This is a genomic window from Streptomyces sp. NRRL S-118, assembly GCF_000716335.1.
Classification (GTDB): Bacteria; Actinomycetota; Actinomycetes; order Streptomycetales; family Streptomycetaceae; genus Streptomyces.
On record NZ_JOBL01000100.1, the window covers coordinates 1 to 22,725 of the forward strand.

The 22,725-nt window shown below is 73.5% G+C and carries 17 protein-coding genes; 5 read left to right on the forward strand and 12 right to left on the reverse strand.

Features of this window, described 5'->3' with window-relative positions; all coding sequences use genetic code 11:
* Nucleotides 1–269 precede the first annotated feature (269 nt).
* Entirely contained in the window at nt 270–1,277 is a 1,008-nt protein-coding gene (locus tag IH00_RS0100540; protein WP_031068295.1) for a stage II sporulation protein M, read from the reverse strand.
* Between the two features lie 118 nt (nt 1,278–1,395).
* Between IH00_RS0100540 and IH00_RS0100545 the strand changes: the two genes are divergently transcribed.
* Nucleotides 1,396–2,469, forward strand: a complete 1,074-nt coding sequence (locus tag IH00_RS0100545) for an RDD family protein (protein WP_107064374.1) — start codon at nt 1,396–1,398, stop codon at nt 2,467–2,469.
* Between the two features lie 84 nt (nt 2,470–2,553).
* On the opposite strand, the gene IH00_RS0100550 is transcribed toward IH00_RS0100545, so the two are convergent.
* The 8 genes from IH00_RS0100550 to IH00_RS0100585 form a co-directional block, all read right to left on the reverse strand.
* Nucleotides 2,554–3,168, reverse strand: coding sequence for a hypothetical protein (locus tag IH00_RS0100550; RefSeq protein ID WP_031068299.1), 615 nt, complete (start codon nt 3,166–3,168; stop codon nt 2,554–2,556).
* Between the two features lie 201 nt (nt 3,169–3,369).
* Nucleotides 3,370–4,827 carry an adenosylhomocysteinase gene (gene ahcY / locus IH00_RS0100555; protein WP_031068303.1) on the reverse strand — a complete coding sequence of 486 codons (1,458 nt, stop codon included), beginning with the start codon at nt 4,825–4,827 and terminating at the stop codon, nt 3,370–3,372.
* 577 nt (nt 4,828–5,404) lie between these two features.
* The gene (locus IH00_RS0100560; RefSeq protein ID WP_031068305.1) at nt 5,405–6,376 is read right to left on the reverse strand and encodes a cation diffusion facilitator family transporter; all 972 of its coding nucleotides are present in this window, start codon (nt 6,374–6,376) and stop codon (nt 5,405–5,407) included.
* An 86-nt stretch (nt 6,377–6,462) separates the two neighbouring features.
* Nucleotides 6,463–7,632: a mannose-6-phosphate isomerase, class I gene (manA, locus tag IH00_RS0100565; RefSeq protein ID WP_031068308.1), complete on the reverse strand. Its 1,170-nt coding sequence runs from the start codon at nt 7,630–7,632 to the stop codon at nt 6,463–6,465.
* Between the two features lie 109 nt (nt 7,633–7,741).
* Nucleotides 7,742–8,875, reverse strand: coding sequence for an SIS domain-containing protein (locus tag IH00_RS0100570; protein ID WP_031068311.1), 1,134 nt, complete (start codon nt 8,873–8,875; stop codon nt 7,742–7,744).
* A gap of 113 nt (nt 8,876–8,988) precedes the next feature.
* Complete coding sequence (locus IH00_RS0100575; RefSeq protein WP_031068313.1) at nt 8,989–9,171, reverse strand: Trm112 family protein; 183 nt, start codon at nt 9,169–9,171, stop codon at nt 8,989–8,991.
* Between the two features lie 1,395 nt (nt 9,172–10,566).
* Nucleotides 10,567–11,940, reverse strand: coding sequence for a phosphomannomutase/phosphoglucomutase (locus IH00_RS0100580; RefSeq protein WP_234334717.1), 1,374 nt, complete (start codon nt 11,938–11,940; stop codon nt 10,567–10,569).
* A gap of 186 nt (nt 11,941–12,126) precedes the next feature.
* A complete protein-coding gene (locus IH00_RS0100585) occupies nt 12,127–12,561 on the reverse strand; it encodes a DUF3499 domain-containing protein (protein ID WP_078887484.1) in 435 nt (144 codons plus the stop codon).
* A 243-nt stretch (nt 12,562–12,804) separates the two neighbouring features.
* Between IH00_RS0100585 and IH00_RS0100590 the strand changes: the two genes are divergently transcribed.
* Nucleotides 12,805–13,212: a metallopeptidase family protein gene (locus IH00_RS0100590; RefSeq protein ID WP_031068319.1), complete on the forward strand. Its 408-nt coding sequence runs from the start codon at nt 12,805–12,807 to the stop codon at nt 13,210–13,212.
* Nucleotides 13,213–13,217: 5 nt separating this feature from the next.
* On the opposite strand, the gene IH00_RS0100595 is transcribed toward IH00_RS0100590, so the two are convergent.
* The 3 genes from IH00_RS0100595 to IH00_RS0100605 all read right to left on the reverse strand — a co-directional run bounded on the left by IH00_RS0100595 (nt 13,218) and on the right by IH00_RS0100605 (nt 19,077).
* A complete protein-coding gene (locus IH00_RS0100595) occupies nt 13,218–14,771 on the reverse strand; it encodes a DUF5719 family protein (protein WP_031068320.1) in 1,554 nt (517 codons plus the stop codon).
* Nucleotides 14,768–18,502, reverse strand: coding sequence for a glycosyltransferase family 2 protein (locus IH00_RS0100600; RefSeq protein ID WP_031068322.1), 3,735 nt, complete (start codon nt 18,500–18,502; stop codon nt 14,768–14,770). The genes IH00_RS0100595 and IH00_RS0100600 overlap by 4 nt, the downstream gene beginning before the upstream one ends.
* Nucleotides 18,503–18,813: 311 nt before the next feature.
* Entirely contained in the window at nt 18,814–19,077 is a 264-nt protein-coding gene (locus IH00_RS0100605; RefSeq protein WP_023588371.1) for a WhiB family transcriptional regulator, read from the reverse strand.
* A gap of 725 nt (nt 19,078–19,802) precedes the next feature.
* Here IH00_RS0100605 and IH00_RS0100610 point away from each other — a divergent pair.
* The 3 genes from IH00_RS0100610 (at nt 19,803) to IH00_RS0100620 (ending at nt 22,665) form a co-directional block, all read left to right on the forward strand.
* Nucleotides 19,803–20,330: a cysteine dioxygenase gene (locus IH00_RS0100610; RefSeq protein WP_031068325.1), complete on the forward strand. Its 528-nt coding sequence runs from the start codon at nt 19,803–19,805 to the stop codon at nt 20,328–20,330.
* 65 nt (nt 20,331–20,395) lie between these two features.
* Nucleotides 20,396–21,352 (forward strand): 2-phospho-L-lactate transferase, encoded by a 957-nt coding sequence (gene cofD / locus IH00_RS0100615; RefSeq protein WP_031068327.1) that lies wholly within the window; start codon nt 20,396–20,398, stop codon nt 21,350–21,352.
* Nucleotides 21,349–22,665, forward strand: coding sequence for a coenzyme F420-0:L-glutamate ligase (locus IH00_RS0100620; RefSeq protein ID WP_031068328.1), 1,317 nt, complete (start codon nt 21,349–21,351; stop codon nt 22,663–22,665). Before cofD ends, IH00_RS0100620 begins: the two co-directional genes overlap by 4 nt.
* Nucleotides 22,666–22,725: the final 60 nt, after the last annotated feature.

The window sequence follows — 22,725 nt, forward strand, 5'->3', positions numbered from 1 at the left end:
TTCCGGTGGCCGTTGGAGGGCCTTTGCCTTTCGGCTGGTCCGACTTTATCAGAATCATTCGGCCGACCTAATCGGCGTAGTGATTCGGATTTGAATCGGAGTGGCTCCGCGGAAATCATCTTTCCGGCCGGAGCGAGAGAGACTCTATCGGCTGCGCTGGATCTTGTCCATCTCCAGGCAACCGTTTAAATCTACCTCCACCTGGGCCCCGTGTCAACGGGTCCTCCGGGCGAAGAGGACACTAGCAGGTGAGCGGGGTCGTGCGCACATCAGGCGGCCGTGGGGAGCTCGGCGCTGCGTTCGGATGCGTCGACGTCTCCTGTGTCGCCGGCCCGGGCGGCACGTCCGCCGAGGACGTACACGTACGCGAGGAAGGCGAGCTCGGCGGCGACGCCGATGGTGATGCGGGCCCACGTCGGGAGGCCGGACGGGGTCACGAAGCCCTCGATCACACCGGACACCAAGAGAACCAGTGCCAGGCCGATCGCCATACCGATCGCGGCGCGGCCCTGTTGGGCCATGGCCGTGCGGCGGGTCTGCGGGCCCGGGTCGATCAGGGTCCAGCCCAGGCGCAGGCCCGTGCCGGCGGCGACGAAGACCGCGGTGAGTTCCAGCAGGCCGTGCGGGAGGACGAGCCCGAGGAAGGTGTCCAGGCGGCCCGCGGAGGACATCAGGCCGAGCCCCATGCCGAGGTTGAGCATGTTGAGCAGCAGGATCCAGATGACGGGAACGCAGAGGAAGGCTCCCAGGACCAGGCACATGGCGGCGGCCTGGGCATTGTTCGTCCAGACCTGGGCGGCGAAGGAAGCAGCGGGGTGGCTCGAGTAGTACGTCTCGTACTGGCCGCCGGGTCGGGTCAGCTCGCGCAGTTCGTCGGGGGCGGCGAGGGCGGACTGGACCTCGGGGTGGGTGCCGATCCACCAACCGATGATCGCGGCGAGGAGTGTGGAGAGCACGGCCGTCGGGATCCACCAGTGACGCGAGCGGTAGACCGCCGCGGGGAAGCCGGCTGTCAGGAAGTGGACGGCGTCGCGCCAGGAGGCGCGGCGGGTGCCGGTGACGGTGGCGCGGGCGCGGGCCACGAGCTGGGTGAGCCGGGCGGTGAGCAGCGGGTCGGGCGCACTGGACTGGATCAGGGACAGATGCGTGGCGGTGCGCTGGTACAGGGCGACGAGTTCGTCGGCCTCGGCGCCGGTGAGGTGCCTGCCGCGCCGCAAGAGGTTCTCCAGGCGGTCCCACTCGGCTCGGTGGGCGGTGACGAAGACGTCGAGGTCCATGATCGACTGCTGCTCCAGGCACTGGGTGCGTACGGGTCGTACTACTGCGGCGCGCTGATGGTCAGCTTGGCAGACTGAGGTTCGAAGGGGTCGGGGAAGGCCGGAGAAGGGTGGCGCTGTGAGTGGAGTCGTGACAGGGGACGCCGTCGTGCTCGGGCTGCATCCTGCCCGGCTGCCGAGCCGGGCGCTCGCCCTGCTCGTCGATCTGGCGGTGGTGTGGGCGGCGTATCTCCTCATATCCGTCGGCCTGGCCATCGCGACGGCGTCGCTGGACGAGGCCGCCGGGATGGCGGTGTCGATCGCGACCTTCCTGCTGGTGCTGGTGGGTGCGCCGATCGCCGTGGAGACGCTGACCCACGGGCGCTCGCTGGGGAAGCTGGCTTGTGGGCTGAGGGTCGTCCGGGACGACGGGGGACCGATCCGCTTCCGGCATGCGCTGGTACGTGGGGCGATGGGGGTGGTGGAGATCCTGATGTGTTTCGGGGTCATCGCGTGCATCGCCTCACTGGTGTCGGCGCGGGGCCGGCGGATCGGCGACGTCTTCGCGGGGACGCTGGTCGTACGGGAAAGGGTCCCGGCGGCCCGGACGACGCCCGTGCCTCCGCCGCCGCCGTGGCTGGTGGGGCGGTTCGCCGGGCTCGACCTGTCCGCGGTGCCGGACGAGCTGTGGCTGGCGGTACGGCAGTACTTGACGCGGATGCGGCAGCTCGACCCGCAGGTGGGGCGCGAGCTTGCGGAGCGGCTCGCGGATGAGCTGGTCGCAAGGACCGGGACGCCTCCCCCGCCCGGGGTACCGGCGGCGGAGTACCTGGCCGGGGTGGTGCACGAGCGGCAGGCACGGGAAGCGCGGCGGGCGTTCGCCGCGGGGGCGGTGGGTGGAGCCGGATCCGTGACGGGCGGGGCGGGTGTCATCGCCCCGGTGGGCCCGGCGGGTCCGGCGGGCCCGGCGGACCTGGTGGGTGCAGCCGGTGTCGGCGGGGCCGGTGGTGCTGCTGGGGCTGCGGCGACTGCCGGGGCTGCTGGGGGTGGGGCTGCTGGATTCAGCGAGGCCAGCAGTGCTGGTGATGGTGATACGGGCGACGGAGCTGGTGCAGCGGGGCCGGGCGCGGCAGGCGGCGGTTCGGGGGCGGCCGAGCTTGGCGGCGGGACGGCTGAGGCGCCACGGGCGACGGGGTTCGCGCCGCCTGCGTGAATGCGGTCCCTCGTGGCCGCGGGTGCCCGGGCCTCGGGCCCCCTGGCGATCGCTGAGCAGGGCAGGTCTCGTGGCCTCGGCGGTTCAGGGGAAGACCGACGGCGGCGTGTCGAGGTCTTCGAGCTCGATGCCGGGGGCCGCGAGGACCACGTCCCCCGCGATGTGGACCGTGTGCCGTTCCCCTGTGTCGAGTGCGCTGACCTGGTATTCGTCCACGGTCAGGGGGCCGTTGTCAGTGGCGTGCGCTTCACTTCTCAGCAAGGCCCACGACTGGTCGACGGTGAGGGGTGCGAGGACCGGGTCCGTGAAGGCGACGAGGCGGACGCGGGTCGCGGGGGACGAGGGGGTGAGGCGCAGGAGCCGGGAGATCGCGATGAGGAACGCCGGGGAGGTGCCGGTGAAGGCATGGGCGCGGACATTGCCTTCAGTGGCATGCGTGCCGGTGGGGTCGGTGCGGACCCAGGTGACGCCGTCGAGGGCGGCGCCCCGGACCTGCCAGCTCGCGGCGTGCAGTTCGAGGCGGATGGGGCGGCCGAGGTCGTCGATGGCGAGGTCGACGGAGCCGGCGTGATCGCCGGAGGGGGTGGTGAGCTGCGAGACGTAGCGCCAGCCGGAGGGGCCCGGTGCGCAGTGGAAGTGTTCGTCGCCGAGGGGGGTGCGATCGTGCGGATCATGAAGCGAATAACGGCCGCGGGGCATGGGTCCTCGGGTCCTCGTCGTCGGCGGTGAAGAAGCCGCGCACGGGGCAGGCCCCCGCCACGGGGGTGCGGGGGCCTGCCTCGAGCGTGCTGCCGGGCGTTCCTGCCGGCTGCCGCCCGTCACCGCGGATCGGTGCCGCGGACCGCGTCAGTGCACGGTCGCGGTCCGCGGGAGCGGTGGGCAGCAACCGGTGGCGGCGGCTCAGTAGCGGTAGTGGTCCGGCTTGAACGGGCCGTCGACCTCGACGCCGATGTAGGCGGCCTGCTCGGGGCGGAGCTTGGTGAGCTTCACGCCGAGCGCGTCCAGGTGAAGCCGGGCGACCTTCTCGTCGAGGTGCTTGGGCAGCACGTAGACGTCGGTCGGGTACTCCTCGGGCTTCGTGTACAGCTCGATCTGGGCCAGGGTCTGGTCCGCGAAGCTGTTGGACATCACGAAGGACGGGTGGCCGGTGGCGTTGCCCAGGTTCAGCAGGCGCCCCTCGGACAGCACGATGATCTTCTTGCCGTCCGGGAAGGTCCAGGTGTGGACCTGCGGCTTGACCTCGTCCTTGACGATGCCCGGGACCTTCGCGAGGCCGGCCATGTCGATCTCGTTGTCGAAGTGGCCGATGTTGCCGACGATCGCCTGGTGCTTCATCTTGGCCATGTCCGAGGCCATGATGATGTCCTTGTTGCCGGTCGTGGTGATGAAGATGTCGGCCTGGTCGATCACGTCGTCGAGCGTCGTGACCTGGTAGCCGTCCATCGCCGCCTGCAGCGCGCAGATCGGGTCGATCTCGGTGACGATCACGCGGGCGCCCTGGCCGCGCAGAGACTCCGCGCAGCCCTTGCCCACGTCGCCGTAGCCGCAGACGACCGCGACCTTGCCGCCGATGAGGACGTCGGTGGCGCGGTTGATGCCGTCGACCAGCGAGTGGCGGCAGCCGTACTTGTTGTCGAACTTCGACTTGGTCACCGCGTCGTTGACGTTGATGGCCGGGAACAGCAGCGTGCCGTCGCGGTGCATCTCGTAGAGGCGGTGGACACCGGTCGTGGTCTCTTCGGTCACGCCGCGGATCTCGGAGGCGAGACGGGTCCACTTCTGCGGGGCCTCGGCGAGGGTGCGGTTCAGGAGACGCAGGATGCAGGCGTACTCCTCGCTGTCCGCCGTGGACGGGTCCGGGGCCTCGCCGGCCTTCTCGAACTCGACGCCCTTGTGGACGAGCAGGGTGGCGTCACCGCCGTCGTCCAGGATCATGTTCGGGCCGCCGGTCGGCGCGTCCGGCCAGGTCAGCGCCTGCTCCGTGCACCACCAGTACTCCTCCAGCGTCTCGCCCTTCCAGGCGAAGACCGGGACACCCTGCGGGTTGTCCGGGGTGCCGTCGGGGCCGACCGCGATCGCGGCGGCGGCGTGGTCCTGGGTGGAGAAGATGTTGCAGGACGCCCAGCGCACCTGCGCACCGAGGGCGACCAGGGTCTCGATCAGCACGGCCGTCTGGACGGTCATGTGCAGCGAGCCGGTGATGCGGGCGCCCGCCAGCGGCTGGGCCTCGGCGTACTCCTTGCGGATCGCCATCAGGCCCGGCATCTCGTGCTCGGCGAGGGTGATCTCCTTGCGGCCGAACTCGGCCAGGGAGAGATCGGCGACCTTGAAGTCCTGTCGGTTGGCGACAGTCGTCATTTCGAGCTGCTCCTCGTGTTGGGTCGAGGGTGGGTACGGCTTGCTCCACGGGTGTCGGGCACAAGAATGCCCGGGCACTCGCAGTGCAGTCGTCGGAGGCCCTCTCTCCCTCGGCCGGTCCTTCGTGGACCGCCCGACCGCCATCAGCAGCGACGTCTGGCTGTGTCACGAATCTACACCGATCGGTCCGGCGTCCTACAGTCCGGCCGGGTGTGGGATTCGGCCGAATCCGGCGGGCGCGGGGCCGGAACGCGGATCTGCGCAGGCCGGGGCGGGGTCCACCCCGGCTGGGCGTTCCGCGGTTCCGGCAGGTTCCGGGGGTTCGACGGCCCGGGGGTTCGACGGCCCGGGGGTTCGGCGGTCCGGTCGTCCGGCGGTCCGGTCGTCCGGCGGTCCGGTATGCCCCGTCGTCCGGGCGGGCGGTAGCCGGATGGGCCGCGGTCCGGTCGTCCGGCAGCCAGGTGGCCCGGTCGGGCAGATGGCCCGGTCGTACGGTGGGCGGCCGGGAGCCGGGCCGGGCATGGCGAAGGCCCCCGACCGCGGGATGCGGACCAGGGGCCTTCGGCCGTGGCGTTCGTCAGTGGACGTCGCCCGGGCCGCCCGGGGTCTTGCCCGTGGCGCTGCCCGCGGATGCGGCGGCCTCGTTGTAGATGTCAGGCTCCAGGTAGATCACGCGCGCGATCGGGACGGCGGCGCGGATCCGCTCCTCGGCGGCGTCGATGGCCGCGGCGACCTCGGCGGCCGTTTCGTCGTGCCGGACGGCGATCTTCGCGGCGACCAGCAGCTCCTCGGGGCCGAGGTGGAGCGTGCGCATGTGGATGATGCGGGTGACCGTGGTGCCGTCGACGAGCGACGCCTCGATCTTCTTCACCTCGTCGACGCCGGCCGCCTCACCGAGGAGCAGCGACTTCGTCTCGGCGGCCAGGACGATCGCGATCACGATGAGCAGGATGCCGATGCAGAGGGTGCCGATGCCGTCCCACACGCCGTTGCCGGTGACGAGCGCCAGGCTGACGCCGACGAGGGCGAGGATGAGGCCGATCAGCGCGCCGAGGTCCTCCAGGAGGACGACCGGCAGCTCGGGGGCCTTGGCCCGGCGGACGAACTCCTTCCAGGAGAGACCGCCGCGTACCTCGTTGGACTCCTTGATGGCGGTGCGGAAGGAGAACGTCTCGGCGATGATCGCGAAGACGAGGACGCCGACCGGCCAGTACCAGGCCTCGATCTCGTGCGGGTCCTTGATCTTCTCGTAGCCCTCGTAGATGGCGAACATGCCACCGACCGAGAAGAGGACGATCGAGACGAGGAAGGCGTAGATGTAGCGCTCGCGGCCGTAGCCGAAGGGGTGCTGGGGGGTGGCCTCCCGCTGGGCCTTCTTGCCGCCGAGCAGCAGCAGGCCCTGGTTGCCGGAGTCGGCGAGCGAGTGCACGCTCTCCGCCAGCATCGACGACGAACCACTGAAGAGGAACGCCACGAATTTGCTCGCCGCGATCGCGAGGTTGGCGGCGAGGGCCGCCACGATCGCCTTGGTTCCGCCTGACGCGCTCATGCGTGCGGGTGTCCCTTCGCTGGTACCTAGGGGGGTGGTGGTTCGTACGGCCGCACATTGTTGCAGCAGGCGGGATGCGTGGTGCGTCAGGCCATCGCTGTGGCACGGAAGAGGGTGCCCGTACCGGACAGTTCGACCTTTTCGCCTGCTGGGACGAAGACGGACTGCCCGGGGGTGAGGGTGAGCTCCCCGGCTCGCGGGGCACCGGCGGTGGCGAGCAGGATCTGGGGGGCTCGGGTGGTGAGGTCGGCGGGCGCGGCGCCTTCGGCCCGTACGTAACGGGAGAGGCGGAACTCGTCGACCGGTGTCTCGTAGACCTCTTCGCCGTACGGGGCCGATGCCTCGGGGCGCAGCACGGTGGGGTCCTCGGCCTCGAAGCGGACGATGCGCAGTAGTTCGGGGACGTCGACGTGCTTGGGGGTCAGGCCGCACCGCAGGACGTTGTCGGAGCTGGCCATGATCTCGACGCCGAAGCCGCTGAGGTAGGCGTGCGGGACGCCGGCGCCGAGGTAGATGCCTTCGCCCGGCTGGAGCGTGACGTGGTTGAGGAGCATGGCGGCCAGGACGCCCGGGTCGCCCGGGTAGTGGTGGGCGAGGACGGCGTACGGGGCGTGGGCGCCGCCGAGGCGCTCGCAGGCGGCGGCGGCTTCGGCGACGGTGGCCGCGATGTCGGCGCGGTCGGCGGACAGCACGGCCGAGAGGACCTCGCGCAGCGCGGCGTCCTCGGGGTGGGCGCGCAGGAGGTCGACGTACGGCTTGAGGGAGTCGACGTCGAGGGCGGCGAGGAGGTCCGCGGTGCGGTCGGGGGCGCGGAAGCCGCACAGGCCCTCGAAGGGGGTGAGCGCGCAGAGGAGTTCGGGCTTGTGGTTGGCGTCCTTGTAGTTGCGGTGGGGCGCGTCCAGGGGGATGCCCGCCCGCTCCTCGGCGGCGTACCCCTCCTGCGCCTGGGCGAGGTCCGGGTGGACCTGGAGGGAGAGCGGGGCCGCGGCGGCGAGCAGCTTGAGGAGGAAGGGGAAGCGGGGACCGAACCGGGCGACGGCCGCGGGGCCGAGTTCCCCCTCGGGGTCAGCGTCGATGAGGGCGGAGAGGGGTTGGCCGGTGGTTCCGCCGCGGGTGACGCGGGAGGGGGCGCCTGGGTGGGCGCCCATCCACATCTCGGCCTGGGGCTCGCCCGTGGGGGCGGTGCCGAGCAGTTCCGGGATGGCCGTCGTGGAGCCCCAGGCGTAGGGGCGGACGGTGTTGGAGAGGCGGTCCATGGTCGTCACATTTCTCGTCCGTCGCGGATCTTATGGCGGGCGTCCGGCGGACGTCTGCGGGCGTCCGGCAGGCAGCCGGCGGACGTCTGCGGGCGTCCGGCGGGGTCGGTCAGGTGTGGGCGCCCGACGCCAGCGCCAGGTAGCCGGTCGCGAAGTCCGTCACGGCGAGCAGTTCGGCGAGGGTTTCCAGCTCGGTGCCCTCCTCCGGTTCGAGCTCGCTGATGGCGGTGCCGTGGCTGAGCGCGAGTTCGCGGGCCGCCGGGGCGGCGGTGAGGCCGCCCGCGGGCCGGTCGCGCAGGAGCACCACCCGCGCGCGCAGGGCCTGGGCCTCGTCGACACGGTCACGGAAGAAGTCGTCCGGGTCGGCGCCGGCGGCGAAGTCGCCCGCGAGCAGCACCGTGTGGGTGGGGAGGGCCTCGGGGAGCTCCGCCACGATGGCGGGGCGCCCGGCGAGCTCCGCCAGGACGGCGGCGAACCGGCGGCCGACCGGGGCGGCGGTCGTGCCCTCCGTCCAGATCAGGGGCATGGTGTCGGCGAGCTCGGCGGCGAGGGTCTTGGCCGGGTTGCTGTACGTGGCGACAGCCGGGCCGCAGCGTTCGGCGATGCGGTCGAGGCGGTCGGCGACCTTCTGGACCACCTCGGCGGGAGCGGTGATCAGGCCGACGCGGTCGAGGAGGGCGAGGAGGGGTGTGAACAGTGCCCACAGAGCCGGGCTCGCCGCCTGCGTCTCCTCCTGGTCCAGTTCGTGGGGCGCGGTGGCCATCGGGACGACCAGGCCGTGACGTCCGTCGACGGCTTCGGAGAGCGGCGAGGGCCGGGGGGCGACGGCGACGACGGTCACGCCGCGACGGTACGCCTGCTCGGCGAGGAGGGCCAGGCCGGGCTCCGTGCCGTCGGTGGTGAGGATGAGCAGCAGGTCCACGGAGCCGACCCAGCCCGGGAGCGCCCAGCGCAGGGCGCCGGCGGCCGGGGCAACGCCGCTGGAGTGCAGATGGGCGACGGGCGCGGAGGCACCCGCGAGGGCGGAGACCAGGTCGGCGACGCCGATGGCCGCGGTGCCGGGGCCCGCGACGAGGACGGCGCGGGGGCGGCCCTCCGCCTGGAGCTCGGTCACCCCTGCCTCGACGGCGTGACGTGCGGCGGTGCGTACGCGCGCACCGGCTTCTGCGGCCCCGCGGAGGAGGCCGCGGCTGTCGGCTCGGGCCAGGGCGTCCGGGTCGTCGAGCAGCGACTCGTCGAGCATGGGGTGGGGCCTCCGATCGCCGTACGAGGGTGGGGCGGGACGGTGCGGTGCTGGTGCTGCTGGGTGCCGGGCCGCAGGTGCACGGTGGCGCGACGGCGCCGGCGGGCCGGGCGTCAGGCCGGGCGGCGCGCCTCGTCGACCAGCAGCACCGGGATGCCGTCCCGTACCGGGTACGCCAGGCCGCAGTCGGTCCCGGTGCAGACCAGCTCGGGTGTCTCGGCTGCCGTGCGGTCGCTGAGCGGCGCGTGGCAGGCGGGGCAGGCGAGGATCTCGAGGAGGCCGGCTTCGAGCGGCATGGGGCGGGGTCCCTTCGCACGGGGTGGGTAGCGGGTGATTTGCACTTGTGCGGATAACGCCACGTCAGCCTACCGCTGGGCACCGGGGGGCGCGGCTCGGTGCGGGGTCTCGATGAAGGGTGCGTCTCCCCCGGCCTGCCCTGCCCGAAACCGGGAGCAGGCCCCGCTGTCCCATCCGACGGGTGCAGGAGGGCGACTTCGCGCCGGGAGGGCGGCTGGGCGGGCGCGGGCGGCCGAGGTGCGCGTGCGGCTGGCGCGGAGCATCGAACGCCGGGCCGGCGCGGGTACGTGACGGGCGCGGGGCGGGTGACCGGCGCAGCGTGGCCGGGGCTGGTGCGCGGCGTGTGACCGGCGATCCGTGGCCGGGGCGGGTGCACCGTGGCCGGGGCTGGCGCGGGCGCGTGGGGCCCTGCCGCGCGGCAGGGTTTGGCCCCGTGCGTCGGGCCGGCGCGGGCGCCTGACCGGACCACGGTGGCCTGGGCACCGGGCGCAGGCCCCGTGGGGCCCTGCCGCGCGGCAGGGTTTGGCCCCGTGCGTCGGGCCGGCGCGGGCGCGTGACCGGACCACGGTGGCCTGGGCACCGGGCGCGGGGCCCAGTTGGGCATGGCCCCAGGCCAGGGCATGGCCCCAGGCCAGGGCCTGGCGCCGTGGCGTCGGGCGGACGTCGACCCCGTCGGGCGCGGGCTCCGGGCCACTGCCAAGAGCCCATGGGCGGCGGCCCGCCGCGGGCACGCGACCGGCGAACCGGGCCTCGCCGTGCATGGCCCGTCGGGGATGGCCCTCTCGGGCATGGCCCGGGGCCAGGGCGGCCTGGTCCCGGGGCGGCGGCCGGCGGCACTACGCCCCTCCCCGGCACCGGGCTTGCGTACGACACGAGCGGCGGCTGCCGGACAGAGGCGGCGGTTCGGCCCTCGCGGCCGGCGCCGGCCGGGGCCCGCTCCCGGGGTCCGGGGTCGGCGTACGGCACGAGCGGCGGTCTTCCGCCAAAAGCAGCGACCTCACGCCTCGGGCGCAGCCGCCGGGAAAGGCGGCTCCCCGCTGACGGCGGTTCGGCCCGCGCCGCCGACCTCGGGCCGGGGCCCCGCCGCCGAGCCAGCCCTAGGCCGCCCCCACTCCGGGACCCGGCACCCCGACCGGCGGACAGCACACGCAGCGGCCCCCACCAGGCGCAGCCGCCGGAGGCCGCGGCTCACCACCTACAGCAGCGGTCCCGCCCGCGCCACCGGCCCGGACAAGGGCCCTCGCTCCGGAACCCCGCCCCCGGGCCGGCGTACAGCACGAGCGGCGAGCTCACGCCGCCGACGCAGTCGCCGGAAGCCGCGGCTCGCCGCCCACAGCAGCCGGGCCCGCGCCGCCCGCGTCACGCGCGCCGCTTCCCGTCGGCCACCAGCCGCCTCAGGAGGACCGGATGAGTGCCAGGACCTCGTCGCGGAGCTTCGTCATCATCGGCTCGTCCCTCGCCTCGACGTTCAGGCGGAGCAGCGGCTCCGTGTTGGAGGGACGGAGGTTGAACCACCAGTCGGAGGACGTCACCGTCAGGCCGTCGAGCTCGTCGAGGGTGACGCCGGGCCGGGCGGCGAAGGCCTCGCGCACCGCGGCGGTGCGGCCGGCCTGGTCCGGGACGGTGGAGTTGATCTCGCCGGAGCCGGTGTAGCGGTCGTACGAGGCGACCAGCGCCGACAGCGGGGCGTCCTGCCCGCCCAGGGCCGCGAGGACGTGGAGGGCGGCCAGCATGCCGGTGTCGGCGTTCCAGAAGTCCCGGAAGTAGTAGTGGGCCGAGTGCTCGCCGCCGAAGATCGCGCCGGTCCGGGCCATCTCCGCCTTGATGAAGGAGTGGCCGACCCGCGTGCGCACCGGGGTGCCGCCGTTCTCCCGGACGACCTCGGGGACGGACCAGGAGGTGATCAGGTTGTGGATGACCGTGCCGCCCGGGTGCTTGGCGAGCTCCCGCGCGGCGACGAGAGCGGTGATCGCCGACGGGGGCACGGGCTCGCCCCGCTCGTCCACCACGAAGCAGCGGTCGGCGTCGCCGTCGAAGGCGAGACCGAGGTCGGCCCCCTCCGAGACGACGCGGGCCTGCAGGTCCACGAGGTTGGCCGGGTCCAGCGGGTTGGCCTCGTGGTTGGGGAAGGTGCCGTCCAGCTCGAAGTACATCGGGACGAGCGTGAGGGGCAGTCCCTCGAAGACCGTGGGGACGGTGTGGCCGCCCATGCCGTTGCCCGCGTCGACGACGACCTTCAGCGGGCGGATCGCGGTCAGGTCGACCAGGGACTTCAGGTGTGCGGCATAGTCGGTGAGCGTCTCGCGCTCCTTGACCTCGCCGGGGATCGCCGCCGGGGCCGGGGCGCCCGCCGCGCGCCATGACTCGGCCAGCGAGCGGATCTCCGCCAGGCCCGTGTCCTGCCCGACGGGCGCCGCGCCTGCCCGGCACAGCTTGATGCCGTTGTACTGGGCCGGGTTGTGCGACGCCGTGAACATCGCTCCCGGCAGGTCGAGCAGACCCGAGGCGAAGTACAGCTGGTCCGTCGAGCACAGCCCGATCAGCGTGACGTCCGCGCCCTGGGCCGCCGCTCCGCGTGCGAAGGCGGCCGTCAGGGCCGGGGAGGAGGGCCGCATGTCGTGGCCCACCACGATCGCGTCAGCGCCGGTCACCCGGACGAACGCCGCACCGAACAGCTCGGACAGCTTCTCGTCCCACTGATCCGGCACCACCCCGCGGATGTCGTACGCCTTCACGATCTGTGACAGATCAGACAGATCAGCAGTCACTGGCCGAACCCTCCTGCATGCCTTTGTGGAGTAGACAAAGTACCTGGAGGGCCCGGGGCAGGGACCACGAGTCGGGCCTCGGTGCGCGGCTCCGGCCCGGAGGCCGGCGTCGCATGGAGAACCTCGGAGATCAAGACCTCCGGAGATCAGGAACTCAGGAGATCAAGAGCTCAGGAACTCGGGAGATCAGGCGTCGGGGGAGCGCAGCACCCGCAGGTGGCCGCGGCGGCCGACCTCGACGGGGTCGCCGGCCCGGCCACCGCCCTTGCCGCCGGCCTGCGCCGCCCGCTCCCGCTCCTGCGGGCGGGCCGCTTCCCGTACGGCGTTGGCGAGCGCCTCCAGGTCGTCACCGCTCGGGCGGGCGGGGCCGGAGCCGTCGGACAGCCGGACGACCTCCCAGCCGCGCGGCGCCGTCAGGCGCTCGCTGTGCTCGGCGCACAGGTCGTAGCAGTGGGGCTCGGCGTAGGTGGCGAGCGGGCCGAGGACCGCAGTCGAGTCGGCATAGACGTACGTCAGTGTCGCGACGGCAGGGCGGCCGCACGCGGTGCGCGAACAGCGACGTACAGGGCTCACGATGTTGGACGGTACCGCACTCTTGAGCGGGCCGCGACGACTCTCCACCACGTCACTCGCCCGTGTCGCGGTGTGACGTCCGGCACAGCGCCCTTCGGGGCAACTCGCCTGACCTGCGCGGGAGGAGAGCCGCGGCAGCCGGTCGCGGCGGGCGGACCCGACACCAGCCGGAATGAATGTGGTCATTCCAGACGAGAGAAGCGATCGACCAGCTGTGCCGAATCGAGCGCAAGCTTGGCCGGAATGTTCAATAAGCGACATGGGCGAGGGGAGAGCTACCCTGCGTGAGTGATGGACAGTTCCGTACCTCCCCGCCGCCGCGATCGGCACGGCCGCGGCATGCGCGGGCCCGTCGCCCCGCCCCAGGTACCGCTCTCCGCCACCCGCGCGGACACCTTCCGGGATCTGGTGCAGGACTCCGTCGAACGGCTGGAGCGCCGATGGCCCCAGCTCGCCGAGGTCGACTTCCACGTCCTGGAGGTGCCGGTGTCCCCCGACGAGTCCGTGCCTCTGGGCACGTCGGTGCCGGCCGGGCGTGACCGGCCGGCCCGGATCGTGGTCTACCGGCGTCCGGTGGAGCTGCGCGCCAAGAGCCGCGACGAACGGGCCCTGCTCGTGCACGAGGTCGTCGTGGAGCAGGTGGCCGACCTGCTGGGGCTCGCGCCGGAGTCCGTGGACCCCCGGTACGGGCAGGACTGAGCGGCTCAGTCGTCCAGGACCGACAGGTCCTGCCTGGCCGCCGGCACCTCCACCGTGCCGCGGTCGTCCGCCACGGTCTGCACCGTGAACATCGGGACGCCGTCGTCCGGGACCGCCAGCGTGCGCGCCGCGTGCACCGGGCCGCCCGAGACCGTCTCGACCGTCAGCGCGTACGCGCCCTTCAGGCCCGCCGGCACCGGCGGCGTGACCGCCAGGGTCGTACCGGCCTTGACCGTGTACGTCTTGCTGCTCGGCGTGCCCGCCCGGGTGCCCGCGGAGGCCGTGACCCTGACCTCCGCGGTCGCGGTGGGCGCGGTCAGCGACAGTGTCGTGCCCTTGTCACGGTTGTCCGCGACGGTCCCCCGCGCGCCGACCGGGCCGGTCGCCGGGATGAAGGCGACCTCCTGCCGGTCGCCCTTGCCGCGGACGACACGCAGCGCCGCGACCACCGGCGTGGCCCGCCGGGCCTGGGCGGGCGACAGGACCAGCGAGCCGGCCTCGCCGCGCGTGACGTCCTTGAGGTCGACGGACGCGGTCATGCCGGACTTGACGTGCAGTTCGCGCGCGGCGGCCGGGACGAAGGTGCCCGTCGGGCCGGCGAGCTGGATCCTGAGGTCGGCGTCGTCCTCGCCCGGCGCGAACGCCACCAGCCGTACGGACGTGGCGTCCGCCGGGATGCCGGGCAGCACCAGCGTGCCGGAGGGGTCGGCGGAGGCGGGCAGCCAGTCGCTGCCGAGCGTGTCGTCCGCGGAGCGCACCACCGCGCCGACCCTGCCGCTGCGGGTGGTGACGTGGACGGTGACGTCGTCGGCGGCCGGGTCCGTCGTCAGGGTGGACAGCAGGACCGGCACGCTGGACCGGGCGGGGACGGTGATGCCTTCGGTGAGCTGGGTCTTGAGGGCGCCCTTCGGCCCGTGCAGCTCGATGTCGGCGACGACGGCCGTGTCGTCGGGGTTCGTCAGGTGGACGTAGTCCTGGCGCTGCTTGGCGGTGGAGGCGCCGGGGAACCAGAAGTCGGTGTCCGGGGCGGTGCAGCTGACGCCGAGCAGGCCGCGCGCGCCGCCCGCCGGGACCGTGGTGGTCTGCTGGGTGGTCCAGCCGGGGGCGAGGCGGCCGGAGGCGGTCCCCACGAGGGCCGGGGCGTCGCCGCCGTCGGCCTCGGCGGAGACCGGCTTGCCGGGCTGGGCCAGGGTGACCACCGGCTTGTCGGCCGCGGCCGGCTTCTTCGCCTTCGCCGTGTCCGCCTTCCTGGCGTCCTTCCCGGTGTCCGCCGTCGTCTCATCGGCCGCCTTCGCGGCGGACGGCTTCAGCTCGGCCGCGCCCTTGTCGCCGCCGGACCCGGTCGCGGCGGGGGTGAAGGACGTGTACAGCGTCTCCGCCACCTCGGAGGTGCTGGGCGCGGGGCACAGCAGGCTGGAACGCTCCACCGGCAGCCGGACCGGGGCCTTCGCCGCGGTCGCCGGGCCGCCGGCCCCCTCCGGCTGGGTCAGCGCGGCGATGCCGGTGACGGCGGCGAGGGCGGTGACGGCCGCGAGGAGGGAGAGGGTCGTCCGGTTCACTGGTTGCTGCTCCCGTCGGGACGCTGCTCGGTCTCGTAGCCGTAGGGGTCGTACGGGCCCTGCCCGTACTGCCCCTGGCCCTGCTCGTACTGCCCCTGGCCGGTGGCCTGGGCCTGGGCCGTGCCCTGCTCGTACTGCGGCTGCCCCTGCGGGTACTGCTGCTGGTACTGCTCGTACGCGTCGTACTGCTGGTGCTGCTGCTGGTACGGGTACTGCTCGTACTGCTGCGGGTACTGCGGCTGATAGGGGTCGTACTGCTGCTGGTACGGGTCGTACTGCTGCTGCCCGTAGGACTGTTCGTAGGTCTGTTGCGCCTGCTGCTGTGCCTGCGCCGCGTACGGATCGGCATCCGGTACGGGAGCGGGGGCGGCAGCGGAGCCGGTGCCGGAGCCCGGGCCGTCGGCCTCCGGCCGGCCGGACCGGGCGGCTTCCGCGTCGGCCGCCTCCGCGGCTTCCGCGGCCTCCGCGGCCGCCCGCAACCGGCGGGCACGTCGTCCGTCCCCCGTGATGTCCTGCGCCGGGATCGCGACGGCCTCCTCCGGGAGGTCGTCGTCGACGTCGCGGCGCCGCCCCGGCAGGGCCAGGACGAGGAGCACCACGGCGAGGAAGCACTGGGTCCAGACCCACGCCGTGTGGGTGAGGGGGGCCTCGTAGGTCAGGTCGAGGCGCCCGCCCTCGGCGGGCAGTTCGAAGCCCTGCGCCCAGCCGTCGACGGTGGTCTTCTTCAGCGCCCGCCCGTCGAGGGAGGCCTGCCAGCCGTCGTCCGCGCGGTCCGCGATCCGCAGGATGCGTCCGCCGCCCCCGGCCGGGATCTCGGTGTGCGCCTCGACAGGGCCGGAGGCGACAGGGAGCCGCTCCCCCTTGCCGTCGCCGCCCGGGACGATGGTGGCCCGCGCGACCTGGCGGTCGACCCGCCACAGCGCGCTGCCGTCGATCTGGCTGAGCCGGCTCAGGCCGGGCGTGGCGTCCAGGACGCGGCTCATCCGGCGCGGCGCGCCGTCCCGCACCAGCACGTACCGGATGGCGAAGCCGCTGAGCTGGTCCGACTGGTCGGCGCCGGAGCCCGCGACGAGGTGGGCGACGACCTTGTCGAGGCGGGCGTCGCCGCCGCCGGCCGCGGAGAGCTCGGCGTCGCCGAGGCGCCCGCCGGACCCGCGGACCAGGGTGTACGAGACCTCGCCCGGCGAGGTGCCGCCGAGGACCAGGGTGCGCGGCTGGTCGCGGGTGTCGCTCTCCTCCGCGACGAACGCCGGGACCTGCACGGGGTCGCGCCGCTCCAGCGGTCCGGCGGCGCCGCCGAGCATCCAGCCGGCCGCGGAGACGAGCGGGCCGGCCGCGGCGGCGAGGGCGATCAGCACGGCCACGGGCTGGCGCCAGCCGAAGCTCTGCGCGGCGACGCGCGTGCGGCCGCCTTCCGCGCCGAGCATGCCCGCCGCGAGCAGGGCGATGCCGTACACGAGGGTGGCGGGGCCGGCCCAGCCCGACGCGTTGCCGACCACGGCGAACACCAGACCGGTCAGCGCGGTGACCCACGCGGTGAGGACGGCGAACCGGCGCTCGCCGCGCAGCAGGGCCGCCAGCGCGGCCAGGACCAGGCCGAAGAGGACGAGTCCGCCGACGGTCTTCGGGCCGCCCGGGTCGGCGCCGAGCAGGTCGAGCGCGCTCGCCGACCCCGTACCGATGTCCATGCCCGCCTCGTCGAGGAAGGCGGACGGGTCGGTCAGCAGCGACAGCGACCAGGGGGCGAGGACGAGCAGCGGGGTGCCGACGGCGGCGAGGAAGCGCAGCCCGTACGCGGTGATGTCGTCGCGCCGCAGGACCAGGACGGCGATGCCGAGGACCACGGCGAGTGGCCACACGACCGGCGTGAACGCCATGGTGAAGGTGATCAGGAGCGTGTACGCCCAGGTGGCACGCCAGCTGCCGCGGGCCGCGCCCCTCCCGCCGCCGCGCAGCCCGTGGGCGGCGACGGCGGCGCGGGCGAGCAGCGGCAGGACGACGGCGAGGACGGCGGTGCCGAGCCGCCCGGTGGCCAGAGCGCCGGTCGCGGCCGGGAGGAAGGCGTACGCGATGGCGCCCCAGGCACGCAGCAGCCGGGACTCGACGAGCGCGCGCGAGGCGAAGTACGCGGTCACGCCGGCCAGCGGTACGGAGCAGACGAGCAGCACGGTGAGCGCGAGGCCGGTCGAGCCGAGGAACAGCGCGGACAGGACGGCGAGGACCGCCAGGTACGGGGGCGCGCTCTGGGTGCCGCCGGTGGAGAGCGGGTGCCAGGCGTCGGCGTACCGGCTCCACAGCTCGCCGACCCCGTCGGGGGCGGGCAGCAGCGCGCCGCCGGCGAGGGAGCCGGCGCCGAACAGGCCGCGGCAGGCGACCACGGAGACGACGAGCAGCAGGGCGAAGAGGACCGGGCCCGGTTTGTGGGCGATCTTCTTCAGGCGGGCGAACTGCTCGATCTCCAGGAAGTCGGCGTCGTCCCCGCCCGGTCCGGATTCGACGGCACCGTGCCGGGAGCCGCCCGAATCGGCGTCCGAGCCGCCGACGTTGGACATCACCTGCTCGACGGTGGCGCGGACGGTGGCGCCCGGCGGCGGGAACAGCGGGCGCAGTTCGGCCGGTTCGACGGCCCGGCGGCTGCGTCTGCGGCGGGCGGCGATGATCCGCTCGGGCCGCAGCAGCGTGCCGAAGAGGCCCATGACTTCGTCGACGGCCTGGCCGGGTGCCTTGCCGACGAGGTAGGCGAGGGTACGCAGCAGGGTGCCGACGACCAGGCGGAGCAGGACCCAGGGGAAGGCGGCGCCGCGCGCGTTGGCCAGCAGGGTGTAGACGGCGCCGGCCTTGTCGACACGGTGCGGGCTGGCCACCGAGCGCCCCACGCAGTCGACGCTGCGCCGCTCGCGCGCGGACGCCTCGGCGTGGCGCAGGACGGCGTCGGGGGCGACGAGGACGCGGTGGCCGGCGGCGTGGGCGCGCCAGCACAGGTCGACGTCGTCGCGCATCAGGGGCAGACGCCGGTCGAAGCCGCCGAGCTGCTCGAAGACGTCGCGGCGGACGAGCATGCCGGCGCTGGAGACGGACAGGACGGAGCGGATCTGGTCGTGCTGGCCCTGGTCCTGTTCGCGGCGGTCCAGGCCGGTCCAGCGGCGGCCGCTGTTGGCGATGGAGACGCCGACCTCGAGCAGCTGCTTGCGGTCGTACCAGCCGCGCAGCTTGGGGCCGACGATCGCGGCGTACTCGTCGCTGTCCGCGACACGGAGCAGCTCGGCGAGGGCGTCGGGCTCGGGGGCGGAGTCGTCGTGGAGCAGCCACAGCCACTGGACGGGCTCGCCGTGCGGCAGCTCCGGCATGTCGTACGCCTCGTCGCGCCAGGTGCGGCTGACGGGGTCCCAGCCGCTGGGCCGCTTCAGGTACGGCAGGTCGTCGGGGCCGAGGACGGCCGCCGTGCGGGCGGCCTCCTCGACGGCGGCGCCGAAGCCGGTGCGGCGGGCGAGGTGGAGCACCCGCTCGTCGCCGATCGCCTCGGTGACCAGCCGTGCGGAGTCGTCGGCGCTGCCGGTGTCGGCGGCGATGACGTTCTGTACGGGGCGTTCCTGGCCGAGCAGTCCGGCGAGGACGTCCGGCAGCCAGCGGGCACCGTCGTGGGAGACGAGCACGGCCGTGACGACGTGTCGCGGGAACTCGGGCTGGTGCGCGGGCGATGCGGGGGAAAACGCGGCGGTGGTGGCGGACATCGAGGTACGGGCCCTCCGGCCGGGGGGTCGCCCGCTGGGGGCGTGGGAGCGTCTCGGACGGAGCCCCACACTAATGGCTGGCACGACAGCGGTCCGCCGCCTGTGGACAGAGCACGGGCGGCGGACCGTCGGTCACGCCTCAGCTGTACGCCTCTTGTTTTGCGCCTGTTTGCGCCTTTGCCTAGGTGTGTGCCGTTTCGTCGCGGTGGCGCCGGCACGGCGGGCGGCCGGGTGCGCGACGGCGGGCGGCCGGGTGCGCGTCCGGCGGGCGGCCGGGCCCGCGACGGCGGGCGGAGGGGGTCGAGCGGCGCTCAGACAGCGGCTTTCTTCAGCCGTCGGCGCTCACGCTCGGACAGCCCGCCCCAGATTCCGAATCTTTCGTCATTGGCGAGCGCGTATTCGAGGCATTCCGAACGGACTTCGCAGGCGAGGCACACCTTCTTCGCCTCGCGCGTGGAACCGCCCTTCTCGGGGAAGAAGGACTCGGGATCGGTCTGGGCGCACAACGCGCGCTCCTGCCAGCCGAGTTCCTCGTCCGCGTCCTCGACCAGCAGTTCCTGGAACAACTCGGTCATGTGCGCCCCTCGTCTGTCATTGCGTCCCCGTACGTGTCGCCCCGCTTTCCCGTTTTCAGGCGAACGACACGGGTGAAATTACAAGTGCGGTGCTCCGGGCCAGTCAAGCCGAGATCTGCTATTGGGCCCGGTATTCACTCTGCGGAACCAAGGCTATGCGGAAAGTGTTCAAATCAGCAAAAATGAGACACATGCCGCTCCCGCGCCCGCACCCTTCCTTTCAGCACGCCTGCGCACCTCTCGAAGGGGAGACGTCCGCGGCTTCGATCTTGTTGCGATCGAGGTGGTGAAGCGACCCGGATCACAGTCAGGTCACGAGACCGCGACGACGTTTGCGCGGGCGGTTGCAGCGCCATGTGTCCGGCTTCGCGGCCGCACAAACCTTTCTCCGGACGGAGTAACCGGATGAGGTGAAACATTGCCGCCAAATCGGGCATTGGGTTGACAGCGGTATATCGGGCCGGTCACCTTTGACTCATGCCAGCGACCACAGCGCCCTCCGCGACCCACGCCCGTGGGTTCCGCAGCGCTGTCCTGCCCGCCCTGACGTGCTGTCGCTGTCGCTGTAGCTGTCCCAGCTGTTGATGCCGTAGCGCTCCAGCCTTTTCCCGCAGCACCTCCCGCGGCGTCCTCCGCCGCGTGACCCCAGCCTCGTGCGCTCACCGCTCCCGCGCATCCGCACCGCACCCGCACCGCTTCTTCATTCCGAGGGACCACCCCACTCCATGAACAGCGACAGCGACCTCCAGATCGCCGGCGACATCCTCGCCGTACAGCACCTCCTCCAGCCCGCCAAGGCGCACCCCTCGACCGTCGCCGAATTCGCCGGGCTCGCCCGCTCCATCGCCGCCGACCGCGCGCGATGGGCACCGCTCGTCCAGTACGACGCCACCAGCCGCTGGTACCACCGGCTGCGCACCGGCCCCGGCTACGAGGTGTGGCTGCTGTCCTGGGTCCCCGGACAGGGCACCGGCCTCCACGACCACGGCGGGTCCTCCGGCGTACTGACCGTCCTCGAAGGCCGGCTGACGGAGCGTACGGACCGGGGCGCGCGGAAGCTGTCGCCGGGCGCGCAGCGCGTCTTCGCTCCCGGGTACGCGCACGAGGTCGTCAACGACTCGCTCGAACCGGCCGTCAGCCTGCACGTCTACTACCCGGGCCTGACCGACATGCCGATGCACGACGGGCTCCGGCACGCGGAGTGCGGGCCGGGACCGACCGCCCCGGCCGCCGGGGACGCCGTACCCGCCTGACGGCGGCGGGCCGTCCCGCCCGACCCCCCGTCCGCGACCGGTCCGCGGCTGACAGACTGTGCGCCATGCGCATTGTGGTTCTGGCCGGCGGCATCGGCGGTGCCCGTTTTCTGCGCGGCCTCAAGCAGGCCGCGCCCGACGCGGACATCACGGTCATCGGCAACACCGGTGACGACATCCATCTGTTCGGGCTGAAGGTCTGCCCCGACCTCGACACGGTGATGTACACCCTCGGCGGTGGCATCGACGAGGAGCGGGGCTGGGGGCGGGCGGACGAGACCTTCCAGGTCAAGAGCGAACTCGCCGCGTACGGGGTCGGCCCCGAGTGGTTCGGGCTCGGCGACCGCGACTTCGCCACGCACATCGTCCGTACGCAGATGCTGAGCGCCGGCTACCCGCTGAGCGCCGTCACCGAGGCACTGTGCGCGCGGTGGAAGCCGGGCGTGCGGCTGCTGCCGATGTCCGACGACCGCGTCGAGACGCACGTCGCCGTCGAGCTCGACGGCGAGCGCAGGGCCGTGCACTTCCAGGAGTACTGGGTCCGCCTGCGTGCCTCCGTGGACGCGCAGGCGATCGTGCCCGTCGGCGCCGAACAGGCCAAGCCGGCGCCCGGCGTGCTGGAGGCCATCGGCGAGGCGGACGTCGTGCTCTTCCCGCCGTCCAACCCGGTCGTCAGCATCGGCACGATCCTCGCCGTGCCCGGCATCCGTGAGGCCGTCGCCGACGCGGGCGTCCCGGTCGTGGGGCTCTCCCCCATCGTCGGCGGCGCGCCCGTACGGGGCATGGCCGACAAGGTGCTCGCCGCTATCGGCGTCGAGGCCACCGCCGCGGCGGTCGCGCGGCACTACGGCTCCGGGCTGCTGGACGGCTGGCTCGTCGACACGGTCGACGCCGCCGCGGTCGCGGAGGTCGAGGAGGCGGGGATCCGCTGCCGCGCGGTACCGCTGATGATGACCGATGCCGAGGCGACGGCGCGGATGGCGCGTGAGGCGCTGGCGCTCGCCGAGGAGGTGCGTGCGTGACGTCCCCGTCCTACCGGGTGTGGGCGGTGCCCGGGCTGCCGGAGATCGGGCCGGGCGACGACCTCGCCGGGCTGATCGCCACGGCGGTGTCCGGCTCGCCCGGGCCGGGCCTGGCCGACGGGGACGTGCTGATCGTCACCTCGAAGATCGTCAGCAAGGCGGAGGGGCGCGTCGCCGCCGCCGAGGACCGTGACGCGGCGATCGACGCCGAGACGGTACGGGTGGTGGCGCGGCGCGGAACGCTGCGGATCGTCGAGAACCGGCAGGGGCTGGTGATGGCCGCCGCGGGCGTCGACGCGTCCAACACGCCCGCCGGGACCGTGCTGTTGCTGCCCGAGGACCCCGACGCGTCCGCACGGCGCATCCGCAAGGGGCTGCGCGAGGCGCTGGGCGTCGACGTGGGTGTCGTCGTCACCGACACGTTCGGGCGGCCCTGGCGCAGCGGACTGACCGATGTGGCCATCGGCGCGGCGGGCGTGCGGGTGCTCGACGACCTCCGCGGCGCCACCGACGCGCACGGCAACACGCTCGGCGTGACCGTCGTCGCCACGGCCGACGAGCTCGCCGCGGCGGGCGACCTGGTCAAGGGCAAGGCGACGGGACTGCCGGTCGCGGTGGTGCGCGGGCTGCCGCACCTGGTGGCGGACGACGACACCGAGGGCGCCCGGGCGCTGGTGCGCGGCGCGGAGAACGACATGTTCCGGCTCGGTACGTCGGAGGCGGTGCGCGAGGCGGTCACTCTGCGGCGCACGGTACGGGAGTTCACGGACGAGCCGGTGGACCCGGGTGCGGTGCGGCGGGCGGTCGCCGCGGCGCTGACGGCGCCCGCGCCGCACCACACGACGCCCTGGCGTTTCGTGCTGCTGGAGTCGGAGTCGTCGCGGCTGCGGCTGCTGGACGCGATGCGTGACGCCTGGCGGGCCGACCTGCGGGCCGACGGCCTCGACGAGGAGGCCGTCGCGCGGCGCGTCCGCCGCGGGGACGTGCTGCGCCGGGCCCCGTACCTGGTGGTGCCGTGCCTCGTGACGGACGGCGCCCACACCTACGGCGACGCGCGGCGCGACACGGCGGAGCGCGAGATGTTCGTGGTCGCGGCGGGCGCGGGCGTGCAGAACTTCCTCGTGGCGCTGTCGGGCGAGCAGCTCGGCTCGGCGTGGGTGTCGTCGACGATGTTCTGCCGCGACGTGGTCCGCGAGGTGCTGGACCTGCCGGCCGGGTGGGACCCGATGGGCGCGGTGGCGGTGGGCCGCCCGGCCGGGGTGCCGCGGCCCCGCGGGGAACGCGACGTGGCGGCGTTCGTACAGGTCCGCTGACACCTCCCGGCGCGGAAACCGAAGGCGCGATGGAGGTGGGCCCCCGGCCGGGGTACGGCG

Coding starts and splice junctions, on each gene's coding strand:
- ahcY (WP_031068303.1), bottom strand. CDS start 4,827: ATGACGACTGTCGCCAACCGACAGGACTTCAAGGTCGCCGATCTCTCC.
- IH00_RS0100560 (WP_031068305.1), bottom strand. CDS start 6,376: ATGAGCGCGTCAGGCGGAACCAAGGCGATCGTGGCGGCCCTCGCCGCC.
- IH00_RS0100575 (WP_031068313.1), bottom strand. CDS start 9,171: ATGCCGCTCGAAGCCGGCCTCCTCGAGATCCTCGCCTGCCCCGCCTGC.
- manA (WP_031068308.1), bottom strand. CDS start 7,632: ATGGACCGCCTCTCCAACACCGTCCGCCCCTACGCCTGGGGCTCCACG.
- IH00_RS0100605 (WP_023588371.1), bottom strand. CDS start 19,077: ATGACCGAGTTGTTCCAGGAACTGCTGGTCGAGGACGCGGACGAGGAA.
- IH00_RS0100610 (WP_031068325.1), top strand. CDS start 19,803: ATGAACAGCGACAGCGACCTCCAGATCGCCGGCGACATCCTCGCCGTA.
- IH00_RS0100550 (WP_031068299.1), bottom strand. CDS start 3,168: ATGCCCCGCGGCCGTTATTCGCTTCATGATCCGCACGATCGCACCCCC.
- IH00_RS0100600 (WP_031068322.1), bottom strand. CDS start 18,502: ATGTCCGCCACCACCGCCGCGTTTTCCCCCGCATCGCCCGCGCACCAG.
- IH00_RS0100570 (WP_031068311.1), bottom strand. CDS start 8,875: ATGCTCGACGAGTCGCTGCTCGACGACCCGGACGCCCTGGCCCGAGCC.
- IH00_RS0100590 (WP_031068319.1), top strand. CDS start 12,805: ATGGACAGTTCCGTACCTCCCCGCCGCCGCGATCGGCACGGCCGCGGC.
- cofD (WP_031068327.1), top strand. CDS start 20,396: ATGCGCATTGTGGTTCTGGCCGGCGGCATCGGCGGTGCCCGTTTTCTG.
- IH00_RS0100540 (WP_031068295.1), bottom strand. CDS start 1,277: ATGGACCTCGACGTCTTCGTCACCGCCCACCGAGCCGAGTGGGACCGC.